This is a genomic window from Aceticella sp. 75b-Ac (assembly GCF_056032965.2).
In genome coordinates, this window is sequence record NZ_CM190971.1 from 337564 (window position 1) to 355000 (window position 17437).

19 protein-coding genes and 2 pseudogenes (1 of these 21 cut by a window edge) are annotated in these 17437 nt (G+C 33.3%); 17 read left to right on the top strand and 4 right to left on the bottom strand.

Annotation, left to right across the window (positions count from 1 at the left end; all coding sequences use genetic code 11):
- Positions 1–34: 34 nt before the first annotated feature.
- The 3 genes from AC0LWJ_RS01750 to AC0LWJ_RS01760 are packed head-to-tail and all read right to left on the bottom strand — an operon-like array spanning position 35 to position 2097.
- Positions 35–1420: a sensor histidine kinase gene (locus tag AC0LWJ_RS01750; RefSeq protein WP_474237083.1), complete on the bottom strand. Its 1386-nt coding sequence runs from the start codon at positions 1418–1420 to the stop codon at positions 35–37.
- A 4-nt stretch (positions 1421–1424) separates the two neighbouring features.
- Complete coding sequence (locus tag AC0LWJ_RS01755; protein ID WP_474237082.1) at positions 1425–1868, bottom strand: winged helix-turn-helix domain-containing protein; 444 nt, start codon at positions 1866–1868, stop codon at positions 1425–1427.
- Positions 1837–2097 (bottom strand): response regulator, encoded by a 261-nt coding sequence (locus AC0LWJ_RS01760; RefSeq protein WP_474237081.1) that lies wholly within the window; start codon positions 2095–2097, stop codon positions 1837–1839. Before AC0LWJ_RS01760 ends, AC0LWJ_RS01755 begins: the two co-directional genes overlap by 32 nt.
- A gap of 143 nt (positions 2098–2240) precedes the next feature.
- Between AC0LWJ_RS01760 and asnB the strand changes: the two genes are divergently transcribed.
- The 15 genes and pseudogenes from asnB to pyrE all read left to right on the top strand — a co-directional run bounded on the left by asnB (position 2241) and on the right by pyrE (position 16329).
- Positions 2241–3122, top strand: coding sequence for an asparagine synthase (glutamine-hydrolyzing) (gene asnB, locus AC0LWJ_RS01765; protein WP_474237080.1), 882 nt, complete (start codon positions 2241–2243; stop codon positions 3120–3122).
- Positions 3065–4162 (top strand): asparagine synthetase B family protein, encoded by a 1098-nt coding sequence (locus AC0LWJ_RS01770; protein ID WP_503031488.1) that lies wholly within the window; start codon positions 3065–3067, stop codon positions 4160–4162. The genes asnB and AC0LWJ_RS01770 overlap by 58 nt, the downstream gene beginning before the upstream one ends.
- A 633-nt stretch (positions 4163–4795) precedes the next feature.
- Positions 4796–6505, top strand: coding sequence for an SSO2105 N-terminal domain-containing protein (locus AC0LWJ_RS01775; RefSeq protein ID WP_474237079.1), 1710 nt, complete (start codon positions 4796–4798; stop codon positions 6503–6505).
- Between the two features lie 271 nt (positions 6506–6776).
- The gene (locus AC0LWJ_RS01780; RefSeq protein ID WP_474237078.1) at positions 6777–7622 is read left to right on the top strand and encodes an ABC transporter substrate-binding protein; all 846 of its coding nucleotides are present in this window, start codon (positions 6777–6779) and stop codon (positions 7620–7622) included.
- Between the two features lie 35 nt (positions 7623–7657).
- On the top strand, positions 7658–8308 hold the full coding sequence (locus tag AC0LWJ_RS01785) for an amino acid ABC transporter permease (RefSeq protein WP_474237077.1): 651 nt from the start codon (positions 7658–7660) through the stop codon (positions 8306–8308).
- A gap of 7 nt (positions 8309–8315) precedes the next feature.
- A pseudogene (locus AC0LWJ_RS01790) lies at positions 8316–9044 on the top strand (amino acid ABC transporter ATP-binding protein).
- A 185-nt stretch (positions 9045–9229) separates the two neighbouring features.
- Positions 9230–9583, top strand: a complete 354-nt coding sequence (locus AC0LWJ_RS01795) for a hypothetical protein (RefSeq protein ID WP_474237076.1) — start codon at positions 9230–9232, stop codon at positions 9581–9583.
- Between the two features lie 30 nt (positions 9584–9613).
- Positions 9614–9940 (top strand): copper amine oxidase N-terminal domain-containing protein, encoded by a 327-nt coding sequence (locus tag AC0LWJ_RS01800; protein WP_503031458.1) that lies wholly within the window; start codon positions 9614–9616, stop codon positions 9938–9940.
- Positions 9941–10123: 183 nt separating this feature from the next.
- Entirely contained in the window at positions 10124–10657 is a 534-nt protein-coding gene (gene pyrR / locus AC0LWJ_RS01805; protein WP_474237075.1) for a bifunctional pyr operon transcriptional regulator/uracil phosphoribosyltransferase PyrR, read from the top strand.
- Between the two features lie 205 nt (positions 10658–10862).
- Entirely contained in the window at positions 10863–11777 is a 915-nt protein-coding gene (locus tag AC0LWJ_RS01810; protein ID WP_474237074.1) for an aspartate carbamoyltransferase catalytic subunit, read from the top strand.
- 5 nt (positions 11778–11782) lie between these two features.
- A complete protein-coding gene (locus AC0LWJ_RS01815) occupies positions 11783–13066 on the top strand; it encodes a dihydroorotase (protein WP_474237073.1) in 1284 nt (427 codons plus the stop codon).
- A 42-nt stretch (positions 13067–13108) separates the two neighbouring features.
- Positions 13109–14020: an orotidine-5'-phosphate decarboxylase gene (pyrF, locus tag AC0LWJ_RS01820; protein WP_474237072.1), complete on the top strand. Its 912-nt coding sequence runs from the start codon at positions 13109–13111 to the stop codon at positions 14018–14020.
- Between the two features lie 17 nt (positions 14021–14037).
- Positions 14038–14766, top strand: coding sequence for a dihydroorotate dehydrogenase electron transfer subunit (locus tag AC0LWJ_RS01825; RefSeq protein WP_474237071.1), 729 nt, complete (start codon positions 14038–14040; stop codon positions 14764–14766).
- A complete protein-coding gene (locus AC0LWJ_RS01830; protein WP_474237070.1) occupies positions 14763–15674 on the top strand; it encodes a dihydroorotate dehydrogenase in 912 nt (303 codons plus the stop codon). The genes AC0LWJ_RS01825 and AC0LWJ_RS01830 overlap by 4 nt, the downstream gene beginning before the upstream one ends.
- 76 nt (positions 15675–15750) lie before the next feature.
- Positions 15751–16329 (top strand): orotate phosphoribosyltransferase, encoded by a 579-nt coding sequence (gene pyrE / locus AC0LWJ_RS01835; protein ID WP_474237069.1) that lies wholly within the window; start codon positions 15751–15753, stop codon positions 16327–16329.
- A gap of 43 nt (positions 16330–16372) precedes the next feature.
- Here pyrE and AC0LWJ_RS01840 read toward each other — a convergent pair.
- Positions 16373–16477, bottom strand: a pseudogene (locus tag AC0LWJ_RS01840) (DUF5320 domain-containing protein); the annotation flags it as partial.
- A gap of 155 nt (positions 16478–16632) precedes the next feature.
- Here AC0LWJ_RS01840 and AC0LWJ_RS01845 point away from each other — a divergent pair.
- Both AC0LWJ_RS01845 and AC0LWJ_RS01850 read left to right on the top strand, forming a co-directional pair.
- On the top strand, positions 16633–17040 hold the full coding sequence (locus AC0LWJ_RS01845) for a hypothetical protein (RefSeq protein WP_474237068.1): 408 nt from the start codon (positions 16633–16635) through the stop codon (positions 17038–17040).
- Positions 17041–17117: 77 nt separating this feature from the next.
- Positions 17118–17437 carry the 5' end (the start) of an endonuclease/exonuclease/phosphatase family protein gene (locus AC0LWJ_RS01850; RefSeq protein WP_474237067.1) on the top strand. Its footprint extends 397 nt past the window's final position, so only the first 320 of its 717 coding nucleotides appear in the window; the start codon lies at positions 17118–17120; the stop codon falls past the right edge of the window.

Sequence of the window (17437 nt, forward strand, 5' to 3'; positions counted from 1 at the left end):
TTGTGAAATTTTTGTATATACTATTATAAAGGGTTTATTTATGAGTTACTCCACATGAAGGAAGCCAAATAATAAATGTGCTTCCTTTATTTTCCTCACTAAAGACTTCGATTTTTCCCCCATGAATTAATGCAATCCATTGACAAATTGAAAGTCCTAAGCCGCTGCCTCCATTTTTTACTGAGCGGGCTTTGTCAACACGATAAAATCTTTCAAATATATGTGGGAGATGTTCCTTTGATATACCAATCCCATTATCTTGAACAGCTATTTTAATATATTTATCATGATTTTCAATATATAGTTTAATATTCCCTTCTGGCGGTGTATATTTTATTGCATTTTCTATTATATTATACAAAAGTTGTGTTATGCGAGTCTGATCTCCTTTTATGCAAGAAGGCTCATTTTTAACTATATTAATTTTAATGTTGTTGTTTTCGGCTATTGGTTTTAGTTCACTTACTATACCCTCGATAAGATCACTTAGATTTAAATTTTCCATTTGTAAATTATCAGCTTTATTATCACCTCTTGCAAGAAACAACATATTTGATATTAATTTACCCATATATTTTGCTTCTTCAAGTATTACTGATAATGCTTTTGTGTATTCTGAAACGGTATTAGAACTTCCGAGAGATAATTCCGCCTGACTTTGAATAACAGCAATTGGGGTTCTTAATTCATGAGATGCATCATGGGTAAATTGCCTTTGCCGTTTAAATGAATCATCTAATTTATCAATCATTATATCGAAGGTTTGAGCTAAGCGTCCGATTTCATCATTTGTATATGGAAGATTAAGCCTTTTTGAAAGGTCACCCATGCTTATTTCACGAGCAACCTTTGTCATTCGATCAATAGGTTTTAAAACATAGTTGGAGATTAAAATTCCACCGACGACAGCCACTATAATTATTAAAGGAATCATTATATAAATAATAACAGATAAATTTTTCATGGCTATATCTAAAAAATTTAGAGGTTGGGCAAAAATTAATATTCCTAAAATTTTATTGTTTGAGTAAATTGAACTTGAATATACACGCCATTTTTCCTTTGATGCATAAATTGTTTTATATTGACCTATAGTTTTTAGGTCGGGTGAATATTTACTTATTATATCCTTAGGTAAGTTAGATTCTAAAATTTTCATATCCGGATATGATAATAAAGCACCATAAATACTTGAGTTGTAATAAAAAGGTTCTTCGCTTAGTTTTATTACACCATTTTCAATATCAAGTGAGGATATTGTTTGCTTAATTTGAGTATTTAGTAATATATCCTCATTATTAATGATCATTTTCTGAAGGCTAAAATATATAGTAGTACTGAAAATCAATATAACGATCAGAAGAAGTAGTACATACCATAAGGTTAATTTAAATTTAATTGGAAAGTATAAATTTTTCATTTTTTCATGTCTCCTTTAGACTATATCCTGAACCCCTAATTGTATGAATAAGTTTTTTGTCATAGTCATCATCAATTTTTTTTCTTAAGTATCTTATATATACATCAATTATATTAGAAAGACCATCAAAATCATAATCCCATATATGATCTGCTATTTGAGTTCGAGTTAAAACTTGGTTAGCATTTCTTATCATATATTCAAGTAAGGCATATTCTTTACTTGTAAGAATAATTTCTTTTCCATTTCTCTTGACTTCCCTTGTTAATGTATTTATTTCTAAGTCGGCAATTTTTAGTATAGGATTTTTAACCGGAGCTTGACGTCTTAGCAAGGCACGTATTCTTGCCATTAATTCTGATATTTCAAAAGGTTTTGTCATATAATCATCTGCTCCTGTGTCAAGACCTTTTATTTTATCTTCTGTAGTATCTTTTGCGGTAAGCATTAAAACAGGAGTATTTATTTTTTAAATTTCTTAATTTATTTAAAATCTGTATTCCATCTATTTTAGGAAGCATTATATCAAGCACTATAACATCGTATATGTTCATTTTAGCTAATTCTAAGCCATCTAAACTGTCTTGTGCTATGTCAACACTGTATCCTTCTTGTTTTAAGGCTTTTTTTAATATATCAGACAAATGTGGTTCATCATCAACAACCAGTATCCTCATTTTACATCACCTATATCCTTTAATTTTTAATATTGTACCATATTTTTGTTAAAATTTGGTTAAAATATTTAAGATGATTTTTAATTTGATTTTAATAACAAAAGGTTATAATACATAATGAAATTATTTATGGAGGTAATAATATGTGTGGGATTTGTGGATTTACTGGGGATATTGCAGGCTTTATAGGTAGGCGTAATTTGGAAGAGATGCTTGGAATTATCCGGCATAGAGGGCCCGATGACGAAGGGATATATAGTAAAGGTGAAACAGGTTTGGGGATACGGAGATTAAGTATACTTGATATAAAATCGGGGCATCAGCCTATTCATAATGAAAAAAAGAATATTTGGGTTGTTTGTAATGGAGAAATTTATAATTTTCAAAGTCTTAAAAGGAGTTTGATGATAAAGGGGCACGAATTTTATACAAATAGTGATACAGAAGTGATTGTACATTTGTATGAAGAATATGGAGAAAAATTTGTTTTATATTTAAATGGCATGTTTGTAATTGCTATTTATGATGAAACAAATAAAAAGCTGATGCTTGCAAGGGATAGGTTAGGGGTAAAACCGCTTTATTATATATTGAACAATAGAACTATTGTTTTTGCATCAGAAATAAAATCACTTTTAATGTGTAATATCTTAGATACAGAATTAAATTACAATAAATTAGGGACATATTTAAAATACAGATACATTCCTGGAGAGCAAACATTATTTAAAAATATTTATAAATTGATGCCGGGGTATGTTTTAATCTATAGTAATAATAAGGTAAAAACAAATAAATATTGGGATATAACATTTAAAGAGGATAACAGTGCGAAAGGGGAACTTTATTACAGAGAAAATATATCAAAATTATTTAGCTTATCTGTTGAAGATAGATTAATTAGTGATGTGCCGATAGGAATATTTTTAAGTGGAGGGCTTGATTCAACGATTGTATTATCAGAGGCATTAAATTTTATGATAAAAGACTCAAGACATTTTCAGTTGGATTTGAGAAGCCATTAAAATCTCCTAATCTTAATGAATATAACGAGTTGAATTATGCTAAAAAAGTTGCAGATTTTTATGGAACAGAGCATTATGAGTATGTTATTAAGCCAAAAGAGGTTTTGAAGGATCTTAATAGGATAATATGGCATTTAGACGAACCCTTAAGTGATCCTACTTCAATACCCTTATATTATCTATCAAAGCTGGCTAAGAGGCATGTTAAAGTGATTTTATCAGGTGAAGGGGCAGATGAAGTGTTTGCAGGATATACAATATATAAGGAACCGGAAGTCATAAACAGATATCGTAAAATACCAGAATTTATAAGAAATTATTTAATTGAACCGATTAATTTATGTATGCCTTTTAATTATGGAAAAGATTTTATCAAAAGGGCTAAGCTTTCTGTTGAAGAAAGATATAAAGGTGTTGGATTAACATTCAGGGACCGTGAAATTTCAGGTATATTGAGCAGTGATTTATACGCAAATTCGATAATCGAGGAGAAAGGAGACCAATACATACCTTCTATTTTTAATAATTTCAAATCAAGGTATGAAATGAATATGATGCTTTATTTTGATCAAAAGGTGTGGCTTCCTGAAGATGTTCTTATGAAATCGGACAAAATATCCATGTCAAATTCTATAGAACTCAGGGTTCCATTTTTGGATTATAAGCTTGTTGAATATGCGGCATCTATACCTTCAAACTTGAAATATAAAGGCGATAATGAAAAGTATATTTTAAAAGAGGCATTTAAAGATAATTTACCTGATTTTGTATTGAATAGAAAGAAAAATGGATTTCCTGTTCCTATTACTTCATTGTTAAAGAAAGAATATAGGGAATTTGTAATGGATATTTTATTATCCCAAACAGCAATAAATAGAGGATATTTTAATAAATCATATATTGAGGGATATTTTAATGGAGTTAATACAGGGAATAATACCGGAAGGCAAATTTGGCTATTATTAACATTTGAATTATGGCATAGGATGTTTATAGACAATAAAATAAATAAAAGTGAAGAAAATATATATATTGCATGAGAACAGAAAAGATTAAAAAGTATTAAATTATACTTAGCTTTATAATGAACCATATTGAAATGAAATAAGTAATCAGTTAATATTATACATATTTACTAAATTTTCATGTCACTTAAACTTGCAATTTTTATTTTATTTTACCACTTACATTATTGACACATGAGATTTTTTAGTGATTTTTAGTGATATAATTGAGAAAATTAACTAACATAAACATAGTAAGCAATGGGGCTTATAAGTATTTTGATTTATTTATAAGCCTTTGTTTATTATGACTTAATTTAGTGATGGTAAAATTCAGGGAGGGATGATAATTTAAAATATCAAAAACATATTAAAAACTTTAACAATATTTTAACCGAGATAAGATGGGGAATTTCATAAAAGAAACAAATAAAATGTTTAGAGGAGGTTTGTAACAACTACCTTATTTCCGATAAAACTTGACAAAACAAACAAATATAATACAATAAACTCATGGAATTATTAATTATAAGCAAAGCAGCAAAGAAACTAAGCGTTCATCCCAACAGCCTGCGCAACTGGGAGAAGCAGGGGCAAGGCTGTATGGCGCCAGAAGTAGTAAGAAGGTCAAACAGGGTTTTCGGGAACTGATAACGGGGGTGAAGTCAGATGAAGGAAGGGAAAAAGAACAAAAATAAATCATACAGCCCTGACGATGGTATAAGCTACACCGTCTGCGGTGAATTTTTCCCGGAGGTCTATCCTGCCTTCCGTTCTCAAAAGTGGAGCCGCGGGATGGAGGACCCACTAAACACCGAGATGAGATTGTTCTGCTCCTGCACGCGCTGGGCGTTCAACCGGCTGCAAGAAGATAAATCACGGGAAGAGCTAAAGAAGCAGTGTCAAAAAGTATTCGGACTGAACTCCCGCTGCTGTGATGACGCCATACTTAAGGCTAAAGCTATAATCGAATCCCAAAAAGAGCTTTTGAAGCTGGAAATAGAAGAAACAAAAACAAAATTAGCCCGTGCAAAGAAGAAACTCGGTTGGGCAGAAAAAGCCTTAAACGAAGCCATTAAGAAAAACGATCCGGCAAAAATCGGGAACTACAAGCACACCGTACACGGCCGTAAGACCAGAGTGAAAAAACTGACTGACAAACTATCCGAGCTGCTCTCTCACCAGGACAACAGCACCATACCAACAGTAGTTTTCGGTGGTCGTTCTTTGTGGAAGAAAGTTTGCAAAGGCAGTGTTTCGATAGAAGAATGGCGTAAGGCACGTCAAGATAGGTTATATTCCCGTGGTGACAAGACCAAAGGCGGCAACCCGAACATCAAGATAAGCTTATCTCACGGAGAATTTTTCTTATCAGTGACCATTTCTCATCTGTCTGAGCAAAAAGGAATAGACATCAAAGACAGACCAATAATGACCAGGGCGCCCCGTGTAGAAGGAAGGCTCTGGTTGCCGGATAAATACCGTTCAAAGGTGTATGAGTTACTTTTATCCGGTGCACCTTATACTGTGGAACTGATCAAAGGCAAGGATGATAGGTATAGGGCACATATCAGTTTCACTATAACACCACCCGATTTATCAACTAATCCCGTCTATGGTTATTTAGGTATGGACACCAACCCTGATGGAGTAGCACTTGCTAATGTCGGTTATACCGGTCAACCAGAATCATGGCCGGAGAATTTTAACGTACCATATCCAAAAGCCTTACACAAGTTTGACGGTGAATTTCAGGTAACGATACATCCGAACGGTTTTCTTTATATCAAGATACCCGAACTGGCTTACAGCCGTGGTTTCCGGCGCACTTACTTAGTTGGTGTGCTGGCTAAAGTAGTAGTAGACATCGCTAAATCCTTGGGTAAACCCATAGCCTTAGAAAAGCTGGAGTTCGGGAAAGACCATCTGAATACCAACAAAAAATTCAACCGCATGGCATCTAATTTCCCTTTTAAGAAGATGGTCGAAGCTGTCATACGCAGGGCTTTCAAGGAAGGAGTAGGTATAAAGCAGGTCTGGCCGGCACACACGTCAACCATAGGTTACTGGAAGTACATGGAGAAGTATGGCATAATAATCCACCACGCCGCAGCATTGGTCATAGCCCGGCGTGCAATAGGTTTCAAAGAACGTATTACCAATGAATTAAAACAGAAAGTCCAAGTCCTTAAAGAAAAGCTGAGCCAAAAGGCAAATTCCTTGCCTGGGGAAGGAAGAGGGATGACCCGAAAGGTGAAGCAACTCTTCAAGCATATGTACGGAAAGATTCTTACTATGAACGGTCTGACTCGTTTTAAACAGGAATCATTCTATTCTGTCTGGCATGATTTGAAGCAGCTTGCTTTATCAAGTAGGTGACCCCGTTTAGTCGGAGTACGGAAACAACCGGCAGGTCGCATTTAACAGATCGCGGGAGGCAGAGCAGTAGGCTTTCGCTTAACGGTCAACGCAAGTTGCGTCCGTAAAGCGCCGTTCTCCCGTCCGGGTGGGACTCCCGGGACTAAGGTCTCCCTGTCACCCCAGGAAAAAATTTTCATGGAGGTGTAAAGCCTGGTCATGGGGAGGCCGGGTTTACAAAAATTAATTATTGTTATGTATTGTAAACTTTTTTGAACCAGGTATTTTAATAATGAATAATAAACCATTAATTTTAAGCTTAACAATTTTAATAATATTTTCTTTAGTATTAGCGGGCTGTTCTGCAAAAAACAATAACAGTAGTTCAAACAGCAATACTTCTGAAAAAACAGTAGTATCAAATACACAAAATTCGCTTGATGCAATAAAAAAATCAGGCAAATTAAGGATTGGTGTTGACGATTCTTTTCCGCCAATGGAATTCAGGGATGATCAAAATCAGCTTGTAGGTTATGATGTCGATTTAGCGAAGGAAGCTGCAAAACGTTTGGGGGTAAAAGCAGAATTTGTTCCAACAGACTGGAGTGGAATAATACTTGCATTAAAAGCAAATAAATTTGATGTAATTTGGTCAGCAATGACGATAACAGATGAGAGAGCGAAAGAGATTGACTTTAGCCCTGCATATCTTAATGACTCACAGGATGTTGTGGTGAATTTTGATAATAATGCTTTGAAAACAAAAGACGATTTAAAAGGGAAGGTTATTGGTGTACAGCTTGGAACGACGGGAGAAGAAGCTGCAAAAAAAATTGAAGGTGTAAAAGAAATTAAAAAATATTCTAAAGCTCCAGAATCCTTCTTAGATCTAAGCAATAAGAGGTTGGATGCGGTAGTTATGGATGAACCTGTAGCAAAATATTATATGGCCAAAAGACCCAACCAGTATAAGATTGTAATGAAGCTTACAAATGAAACAGTAGGTATAGCATATCGCAAAGGAGACAAAGAGTTAGAAAATGCATTGAATGATGTTATGAAGAAGATGAAAGAGGATGGTACTTCAGCTGAAATATCAAAGAAATGGTTTGGCGAGGACATATCTGTATTTAAATAATTCGAATAATTATATTGGAGAACAGAGGTTAAGTTATGGACTTTAAATATTTTATAAATCTCATACCCATTTTAGGTGTGGGTGCATTAACGACAATTGAACTAACGATATTATCAGCTGTTTTGGGATTGTTTTTTGGGCTTATACTTGCATTTATGAGAATATCAAACAATATACTTATGTCCAAAATTTCCGGCGCATATATTTATGTTATAAGAGGTACACCACTACTTTTGCAGCTTTTTATTATATATTATGGGTTACCTTCAATGGGCTTAAAATTAAGCCCATTCTTAGCTGCAATTTCCGGCATGAGCCTTAATTCTGCTGCATATGTTGCTGAGATAATAAGAAGTGGAATCCAATCGATTGACAGAGGGCAAATAGAAATAACAAAAGCTTTAGGCATGACATATTTTCAATCAATGAGAAGAATAATCCTGCCGCAGGCATATAGGAGAATGATACCGCCGATGGGAAATGAATTTATAGCATTATTAAAGGATTCTTCACTTGTATCAACAATTGCAATGGTAGACCTTATGCGTGTAGCAACACAGATGTATGCAGATTCGTTTAAACCTGTTGAAGTGTTTACTTTAGCTGGAATTTATTATTTGCTTCTTACATCGATATTTACAATTACCTTTGGAAAGCTTGAAAGGAGGCTTTCTATCTATGAATGATATAGAAATAATAAAGATTGAGGACCTTCATAAAAAATTTGAACATATGGAAGCATTAAATGGTATTAATATGTCAGTTAAGAGCGGTGAAGTAATGGTTATAATTGGACCAAGTGGTTCAGGTAAAAGCACATTGTTAAGATGCATTTAAGGTCTTGAAACATACCAACATGGTGATATTTATTTTAAAGGTCAAAAACTTGTGGAGGGGAGCAAAGGATATCGTAAATTACAGCAGGAAATAGGAATGGTATTTCAGCATTTCAATCTTTTTCCACATATGACGGTTTTGGAGAATGTTATGGAAGGACCTGTCACAGTAAAGAAGATACCAAAAAGCGAGGCACGAGAAATAGCACTCGAACTTCTTAACAAAGTGGGGCTTTTTGACAAAAGAGATGTATATCCATCAAGGATATCAGGTGGGCAAAAGCAGAGAGTAGCAATAGCAAGGGCACTTGCCATGCAGCCAGAGGTAATGCTTTTTGATGAACCCACATCGGCATTGGATCCAGAATTAGTAAAAGAGGTTCTTTTAGTTATGAAGCAGCTTGCCAGGGAAGGTATGACAATGATGGTGGTAACACATGAAATGGGTTTTGCAAAAGAAGTAGCCGACAGGGTTGTGTTTATGGATGAAGGTAAGATACTTGAAGAAGGAAAACCGGAAGAAGTTTTTCTCTTACCAAAACACCAAAGGACAAAGAGCTTTTTAAATAAAATCATTGAGGCATAATCTGAGTTTTATTAGATTTCTATCATGGGATATCTAAGATAAGCCGGCTCTCATCTCTTCAATTTATTTAAGAGATGAGAGCCGGCTTATCTTGTTTTGTTTAAGATATTAAAGAACTTAAGAAAAAAATTGTTTTTACGATATATATAGATAGTAAAAAATATTAAAAAAGGAGAGATGATAATATGAAAAAAATAATAGCTTTTACATTAACGGGTGTACTTTTATTTACATCTGGTCTAACGGTATATGCAGGACAAAAGGGTTATAACCCAAAAGCAAAAACAGAAATAACAACAAGTTCTCAGGAAGGTATTAAAGAGCAAACACAAACAAATGAACAAGCAAGAGATAAAAATCAAATATCAACAAAAACAGAAATAACAACAAGTTCTCAGGAAGGTATTAAAGAGCAAACGCAAACAAATGAACAAACAAGAAATAAAAATCAAATATCACTGTCAGTAAAAGAATTCAAAGGCAAAATATTAATAAAAGGGAAAAAGGTTAATTTTGATATACCGCCTGTACTAAAATGAGATAAAGTATTAATTCCTGTACGTGCTATTATGAACGGCTTTGGTGCAGAAGTGAATTGGGATCCACAGACACAAACCGTTACAATTTCAAAGGATAACATTACAATTAAAATAATAATTGGGGAATCCAAAGTTTATGTAAATGATAAAGAAGAGACATTAGATGTCCCAGCAACATTGGTAAATAATCGCACACTTGTTCCTTTAAGATTTATCCTTGAGACTTTTAATAAAAATGTCAATTATGACGATAAAACAGGTGATGTAGATATAGAAGATAAAAATAATAATACTGTAACAAATGATGTTTATGGGAATACGAATAGCACTGTAACAAATAGTGTGTATGGTCAATAAAAACTTTAAAATATTTTATAATTCAAACTAGTTTCCATATAGACATATTAAATCAAATATGGTATTATAAATAAAAAAGAATATTTCCTTTAATCGGTTCTGTGAGGCTGGCAAGGAGCATGAAAATAATTTAGGAGATTGACTTCTTGCTTTGCAAGAAGTTTTTTTTGGAGGGGTGGCTGCTTGAAATTTAAAGCTGAAATAATGGAGGATAAAGCTATAAACAGGGCTTTAATTCGAATTTCACATGAGATAATCGAAAAAAATAAAGGTGTTGAAAACATAATATTAATTGGTATTATGACCAAAGGTGTACCTCTTGCAAAAAGAATAGCTAAGTATATAGCAAAAATTGAAAACAAGAAACCTCCAGTCTGCTCGCTTGATATTACCTTATATCGTGATGACCTTACAACAAATCTTGAGCAACCCATAGTAAAAAAAAATGGTATTGATATTGATGTAATAGGGAAAACTATAATTTTGGTGGATGATGTAATTTATACCGGCAGGACTGTAAGAGCTGCAATGGATGCAATAATCGATATAGGCAGACCTGAATCAATTCAATTAGCCGAATTGATTGACAGAGGACACAGAGAACTTCCTATAAGACCAGATTATGTTGGCAAAAATGTTCCTACATCAAAGAGTGAGATAATCAAAGTAATGCTTGAGGAAATTGATAAAATAAATAGGGTTTTAATTTATGAATAGGACCTTTAAATTAGTCCAGCGAGGCTAATAAGGGAGAATAGTTATTCTCCCTTTAAAATAAAAAGCAGGGGGATTTTCCATGAGATTTTTTAAGCTTAATAGTATTTTGAACAAGTTTAACAATAAATCAAATCAAAAGGCAGAGCTATTTTACATTTAATTGTATAATGGTTTCTGCTTTATTTTTATTAATAAGGAGGAAAAAATGAATAGAAAAGATATCTTAGGAATACGTGATTTATCAAAGGATGAGTTAATTGAAATACTTGATACCGCAAAAGAAATGAAAAGAATTATAATGGGAGAAAAATATTCAGAAATATTAAAGGGTAAAACAGTTGTAACAATATTCTTTGAACCCAGTACAAGGACGAGGCTTTCTTTTGAAATGGCTGTGAAATACCTCGGGGCGCATTTTGGTAATATTGAGATATCCTCAAGCAGCATTATAAAGGGTGAATCACTGATAGATACAGTTAGAACTGTTGAGATGATGAAGGCAGATGTAATAGTGATAAGACATAACATGTCCGGCACACCGCATTTTGTAGCAAAATACCTTAATGCATCTGTAATAAATGCCGGTGATGGTATAAATGAGCATCCGACACAGGCACTTTTGGATATGATGACAATCAGAGAGAAAAAACTTCACTTTGAAGGTTTAAAAGTTGCTATAATAGGTGATATAATACATAGCAGGGTTGCAAGGTCAAATTTATGGGGGTTAAAAAAACTTGGGGCAGAAGTAAGATTTGCCGGACCTTCTACACTTCTTTCTGAGGATTTTAATAAATTAGGTGCGAAGGTTTATTACAATGTTGATGAAGCTATTAGAGATGCTGATGTAGTTATGGGACTCAGGATACAACTTGAGAGGCAGAAAAGCGGTTTATTCCCTTCGATAGATGAATATGCAAAATATTTTGGTATAAATTCTGAACGAATGAAACTTGCAAAACCCGATGCAATACTTATGCATCCGGGACCTGTAAATAGAAATGTAGAACTAACATCAGAAATAGCAAATGCTGAGTATTCTGTGATAGAAAAGCAGGTTACCAACGGTGTAGCAGTTAGGATGGCGTTACTTAAATTGCTTTGTGAAAGGAGTGAGTAAATCATATGAAGATAATAATAAAAAACGGGATTATAATAGATGGTTTTGGAAATACAAGAAAATCAAATATTCTTATTGAAAATGGGATAATAAAAGCAATAGATGGATCTTTAGAAGCAGTTGATGGAATAGTAATAAATGCAGACGGGAAATATGTACTTCCGGGTTTTGTAGATATGCATACACATTTAAGACAGCCTGGTTTTGAAGAGAAGGAAACTATCAAAACCGGGACACATGCTGCTGTCTCAGGTGGATATACAACTGTTGCATGTATGCCAAATACAAATCCCGCAATCGATAGTGACGTAGTTGTAGAATATATAAAAGCTATAGCAAAAAGAGAAGCTTATGCTAAAGTACTCACGATTGGTGCAATGACAAAAGGAATGAAGGGTGAAGAATTAACAGAAATGTCAAAGCTTAAAGATGTTGGCGTTAAAGCATTATCAGATGATGGATATCCTATTATGAATTCAGGATTAATGAAAAGGGTAATGACATATGGAAAGATGTATGACTTATTGATGATAACACATTGTGAGGATAAATCATTAAGCGGCGAAGGGGTTATGAATAACGGAATAGTATCTACAATGATAGGGTTAAAGGGAATACCCCATGAAGCTGAAGAAGTAATGGTCGCAAGAAACATCTTACTTGCTAAATCAACAGGTGCCAGGTTACATATTGCACATGTTTCCACAAAAGGAAGTGTTGAACTAATAAAACAGGCCAAATGTGAAGGTGTAAGAATCACAGCTGAAGTTACACCACATAATATAAGTCTTACTGAGGATATGGTCGATGGATTTGATACAAATACAAAAGCATATCCTCCATTGAGGACACAGGAAGATGTGGTGAGCCTTATAGAAGGATTAATTGATGGTACAATAGATGTCATTGCAACAGATCATGCACCACACACAAAGAAGGACAAAAAGGTTCCATATACTCAAGCTGCATTTGGGATTTCCGGAATAGAAACAGCATTTTCAGTTGTTAATACCTATCTTGTAAAGAAAGGTAAAATTACCTTGGAAGACCTTGTGAATTATATGTGCAAAAAACCTGCTGAAATTCTAAGTATACCTACAGGGATAAAAATAGGTAATCCAGCTGATATAACGATAGTGGATGCTGATAAGGAATATATAGTTGACGCTGAAAAGTTTAAATCAAAAGGTAAAAATACACCGTTTAATAGTAAAAGATTAATCGGACAGATAGAATATACAATAGTAGATGGAAAAATAATGTATAAAAAAGATGAGGGGAAAGAGTAATCTGTTTATATATAAATAAATTTATAATTGGAGATGTTTTAGATGTTTATTGATAATTTAATAGAAAAAATAAAAGAAAAGAAGAATCCTACCGTTGTAGGACTTGACCCGAGAATTGAAAGTATACCCAAATTTTTAAAAGATATGGCATATAATATTCATGGAGAAAATATAAAAGGTATATGTGAAGCATTATATCTCTTTAACAAAGGTATAATTGATGAAATATATAATATAGTTTCTGCTGTGAAACTTCAGGTTGCTTTTTATGAAGCATATGGGGCAGAAGGATTTAAGGTTTTTTTCAAAACTGCTGAATATGCAAAAGAAAAAGGAATTTTTGTTATAGCTGATGTAAAAAGAGGGGATATTGCAGATGTTGCAGAAATGTATTCAAAGGCATATCTGCAACATAAATCAATTGATGCAATAACTGTTAATCCATATATGGGTGAAGATACTATACTTCCATATATAGATGATATGATTAAATTTGGGAAAGGTTTATTCATACTTGTAAAAACCTCAAATAAAGGTTCTGGTGATATACAAGATTTAAAAACAAATAAAGGTCTTGTATATGAAAATGTTGCAGAAATGGTAAACCGGATATCAAAAATGGTTCTGGGCAAATCTGGTTACAGTTCAATAGGGGCGGTAGTTGGTGCCACATATCCTGAAGTTGCAAAAATATTAAGAAAGCAAATGCCTTATTGTCTATTTTTAGTACCAGGCTATGGAGCACAAGGGGCAACGGTTGATGACATAAAAAATTGTTTTGATAACAATGGTCTTGGAGCGATTATTAATTCATCAAGAAAAGTAATATTTGCATATAAAAGTCCAAATTGGAGTGAGTTATATTCTGAATATGAATATGCTAAAGCTGCAAGAGCGGAGGTTCTTATGATGAGAGATATGATAAATAATTCTATTATCAAAAAAAACAAATAATGATGTAGAGGTGTAATATGTTAAAAAAAATAATTAGTAATATTGAGATAAGCAGTGGAATATATAAAATGGTATTAGAATGGGAGGAGAAAGCTTTTCCCGGTCAGTTTGTCATGTTAAATTGTGGAGGAAGAACCCTTTTAAAAAGACCAATGAGCATATGTGACATTGATAAAAAAATCTTGACGATAGTATATCAGCTTAAAGGAGAAGGAACAAAAAATCTATCTAAAATGAAACCAGGCGATTCCATTGAAATAACCGGTCCACATGGGCATGGATTTGATATATTTGAAAACAAGAAAATTCTTATAGTTGGCGGAGGAGTAGGAATACCACCACTTCTATATCTTACAAAGGAACTAAAGAGTGAAAAAATATATATAGCTCTTGGATTCAGAAGCGAAATTTATTTAATTGATGAATTTAAAAAATATGGTGAGGTATTTATTGCTACAGAAGATGGAAGCCATGGTAAATGCGGCTATGTGACAGATTTAATAAAGGATATTATAGATGATATTGATATAATATACGGATGTGGACCAAAGCCAATGCTTAAAGCTTTAAAAGAAATGGCAATTAAAGCGAAAAAACCATGTCAGATTTCTGTTGAAGAACGTATGGGATGTGGCATTGGTGCATGTATGGTATGTGCATGTAAAATAAAGGATAAGGATAATTTTCATTACAAGAAAGTCTGTAAAGATGGACCGGTTTTTTGGGCAGAGGAGGTGGAAATATGAAGTTAGACGTTGAAATTGGTGGATTAAGGCTGAAAAATCCTGTTATGGTTGCATCAGGTACTTTTGGCTTTGGAAAAGAATATTCGGAGTATATTGATTTAAGCAAGTTAGGTGCAATAATGGTAAAGGGATTAACAGTAAAACCACGTGAAGGGAATTCGCCTCCAAGGATTTACGAAACACCTTCAGGAATATTAAACAGTGTTGGACTTCAAAATCCTGGAATAGATGGCTTTATAAAAGGAGAGCTTCCTTTTTTGAAAAAGTATGATGTAGCAGTTATTGCTAATATAGCGGGTGAATCTGTTGAGGAATTTGCATATATGGCTAAAAAGCTTGATATAGATGGTGTGCATGCAATTGAGGTAAATGTATCTTGCCCAAACGTAAAAGAAGGTGGGATGGCGTTTGGCGTCAAAACGGAATGTATATATGACATAACAAAAGCAGTAAAAAAATCGACGAACAAGCCAGTAATTGTAAAACTTACACCAAATGTAGGAGATATTGCAATTTGCGCAAAAGCAGCAGAGGATGGTGGAGCTGATGCAATATCTTTAATTAATACCATAACAGGTATGGTTATTGATATAAATACAAGAAAACCAGTGTTTAAGAATATATATGCTGGTTTATCTGGTCCCGCAGTTAAACCAATAGCACTTAAGCTTGTTTATGAAGCGGTAAAATCTGTAACAATACCTGTAATTGGGATGGGAGGAATTTCGTCGGCATCTGATGCAATTGAATTTATGATAGCAGGTGCTAAGGCTATTGCAGTAGGTACATACAATTTTGTCGATCCTTATTGTACTATGAAAATTATAGAAGGTATCAAAGAATACATGAAGTTGAACAATATAGATAATATAAATGATTTAATTGGTTCTTTGTCTACTGAGATGTAGTGTTGTATAAATTATTTATTCCATATGAAATACAAGAAAGAATGTTTAAAATCAAAATTTGAAAGGAGTAATTTGAATGGAAAAGCAAGAAGTAATAAATATTCTGACAGACTTAAAAGTCTTGAATAATGGTCATTTTTTATTGACATCCGGAAGGCATAGTGATACATATTTACAATGTGCTAAAATATTTCAGTATCCCGCATATAGTGAAAAATTTGCAAAAGAGGTAGCAAAAAAGTTTAATGGAGAGAAAATAGACGTGGTAATAGGACCAGCAATAGGTGGTATCATCTTTGCCTATGAAGTAGCTAAGCAGCTTAATGCAAAGGCTCTTTTCGCCGAGAGGGAAAACGGCATTATGAAATTGAGAAGGGGATTTGAAATAAATCCAAGTGAAAATGTATTGGTTATTGAAGATGTTGTAACAACTGGTGGTTCTGTAAAAGAAGTAATAGAGCTTGTTAAAAAATGTGGTGGCAACATAATAGGAGTTGCAAGTGTTGTAGATAGGAGTAATGGAAAAGTTGATTTTGGCGTAAGGTTTGAATCTGTAGTAGCACTTGATGTAGTATCATATGAAAGTGAAAGTTGTCCGCTGTGTAAAAGAGGGATTCCTATAGCAAAACCTGGAAGCAGGCAGTTTAAAAAATAGAATATTGCCTTCTGGTTTAGGTGAAAAAAAGAGTAAAAAAGAATACGGGATTTATATATCCTGGTACTGGAAAACCTGCGCAGTATCCCATGCCTCTACCAGTCATTGGTCCGAATCCTAATGGACCAGTTCCATCTCCTCTTGGCATATTGTTCACCTTCTTTCAAAGGATTTTATTTGTAATATTTTTTGCATTTTTATTATACAATAGTTTTTGGCATATGTCAATAATTATTGTATAAAAAATCTATTTATTCACGAAGTTTTACTGATAAAATAATGATAGAAAGGGGATATCTAAAAATGGAAAAAATTAAAAGAAAATATTATGGAAATGGCAAAATACGGATTGAGAAATATTTTGATAACAATAAACTAAGCAGAAAAGATGGAGCGGCTGTAATTGAGTATTATGGGAATGGGAATGTTTGGTATGAAGAATATTATAAAGAAGGCAAATTACATCGAGAAGGGAAACCAGCAAAAATTTGGTATTATTTTAATGGACAGATAGAATGCCAAAGATATTATAAAGAAGGCAAAGCTCATAGAGAAGATGGACCAGCTTTGATTAAATATCAATATAATGGGCAAATATATCTAAAAGAATACTACTTAAACGATAAGAAATTAACGTTTGAAGAATGGATAAAAGAAACTGTCGATAAAAATTTAAAAAAACATATTGAAGAAGAAATAGAACTGAGATAAACCTTAATAACATTTATGAATATAATTACATTATAGAATATAGAATTTTTTGCATAATTAAAAAGAGGGGATTTATTATGATGTTAAATGTCATGACATATAATATTCATGGTGGGAAAGACAAAAGGGGCAAATTAAGACTTAATGATGTTGCAGATGTTATAAAGCAATCAAAAGCTGATATAGTTGCTCTTCAGGAGGTTGATAAATTTGCTGCCCGTTCAAAATTTATAAACGAGATATGGTTTTTATCAAAAAAACTAAGAATGTGTTATGCATATGGTGCAAATATTAGGCTGGGGATTGGATTTTTTGGTAATGGAATTTTAAGTAAATTTCCTATTAAATTGAGCCAAAATTATTATTTACCGTCAAAAGGCGAAAGAAGGGGAATACT

Bases quoted from the DNA above. Each gene is read 5' to 3' on its own strand.
- AC0LWJ_RS01750 (WP_474237083.1), bottom strand. From the start codon at position 1,420: ATGAAAAATTTATACTTTCCAATTAAATTTAAATTAACCTTATGGTAT.
- AC0LWJ_RS01755 (WP_474237082.1), bottom strand. From the start codon at position 1,868: ATGCTTACCGCAAAAGATACTACAGAAGATAAAATAAAAGGTCTTGAC.
- AC0LWJ_RS01760 (WP_474237081.1), bottom strand. From the start codon at position 2,097: ATGAGGATACTGGTTGTTGATGATGAACCACATTTGTCTGATATATTA.
- asnB (WP_474237080.1), top strand. From the start codon at position 2,241: ATGTGTGGGATTTGTGGATTTACTGGGGATATTGCAGGCTTTATAGGT.
- AC0LWJ_RS01775 (WP_474237079.1), top strand. From the start codon at position 4,796: ATGAAGGAAGGGAAAAAGAACAAAAATAAATCATACAGCCCTGACGAT.
- AC0LWJ_RS01780 (WP_474237078.1), top strand. From the start codon at position 6,777: ATGAATAATAAACCATTAATTTTAAGCTTAACAATTTTAATAATATTT.
- AC0LWJ_RS01785 (WP_474237077.1), top strand. From the start codon at position 7,658: ATGGACTTTAAATATTTTATAAATCTCATACCCATTTTAGGTGTGGGT.
- AC0LWJ_RS01795 (WP_474237076.1), top strand. From the start codon at position 9,230: ATGAAAAAAATAATAGCTTTTACATTAACGGGTGTACTTTTATTTACA.
- AC0LWJ_RS01800 (WP_503031458.1), top strand. From the start codon at position 9,614: ATGAACGGCTTTGGTGCAGAAGTGAATTGGGATCCACAGACACAAACC.
- AC0LWJ_RS01810 (WP_474237074.1), top strand. From the start codon at position 10,863: ATGAATAGAAAAGATATCTTAGGAATACGTGATTTATCAAAGGATGAG.
- AC0LWJ_RS01815 (WP_474237073.1), top strand. From the start codon at position 11,783: ATGAAGATAATAATAAAAAACGGGATTATAATAGATGGTTTTGGAAAT.
- pyrF (WP_474237072.1), top strand. From the start codon at position 13,109: ATGTTTATTGATAATTTAATAGAAAAAATAAAAGAAAAGAAGAATCCT.
- AC0LWJ_RS01825 (WP_474237071.1), top strand. From the start codon at position 14,038: ATGTTAAAAAAAATAATTAGTAATATTGAGATAAGCAGTGGAATATAT.
- AC0LWJ_RS01830 (WP_474237070.1), top strand. From the start codon at position 14,763: ATGAAGTTAGACGTTGAAATTGGTGGATTAAGGCTGAAAAATCCTGTT.
- pyrE (WP_474237069.1), top strand. From the start codon at position 15,751: ATGGAAAAGCAAGAAGTAATAAATATTCTGACAGACTTAAAAGTCTTG.
- AC0LWJ_RS01845 (WP_474237068.1), top strand. From the start codon at position 16,633: ATGGAAAAAATTAAAAGAAAATATTATGGAAATGGCAAAATACGGATT.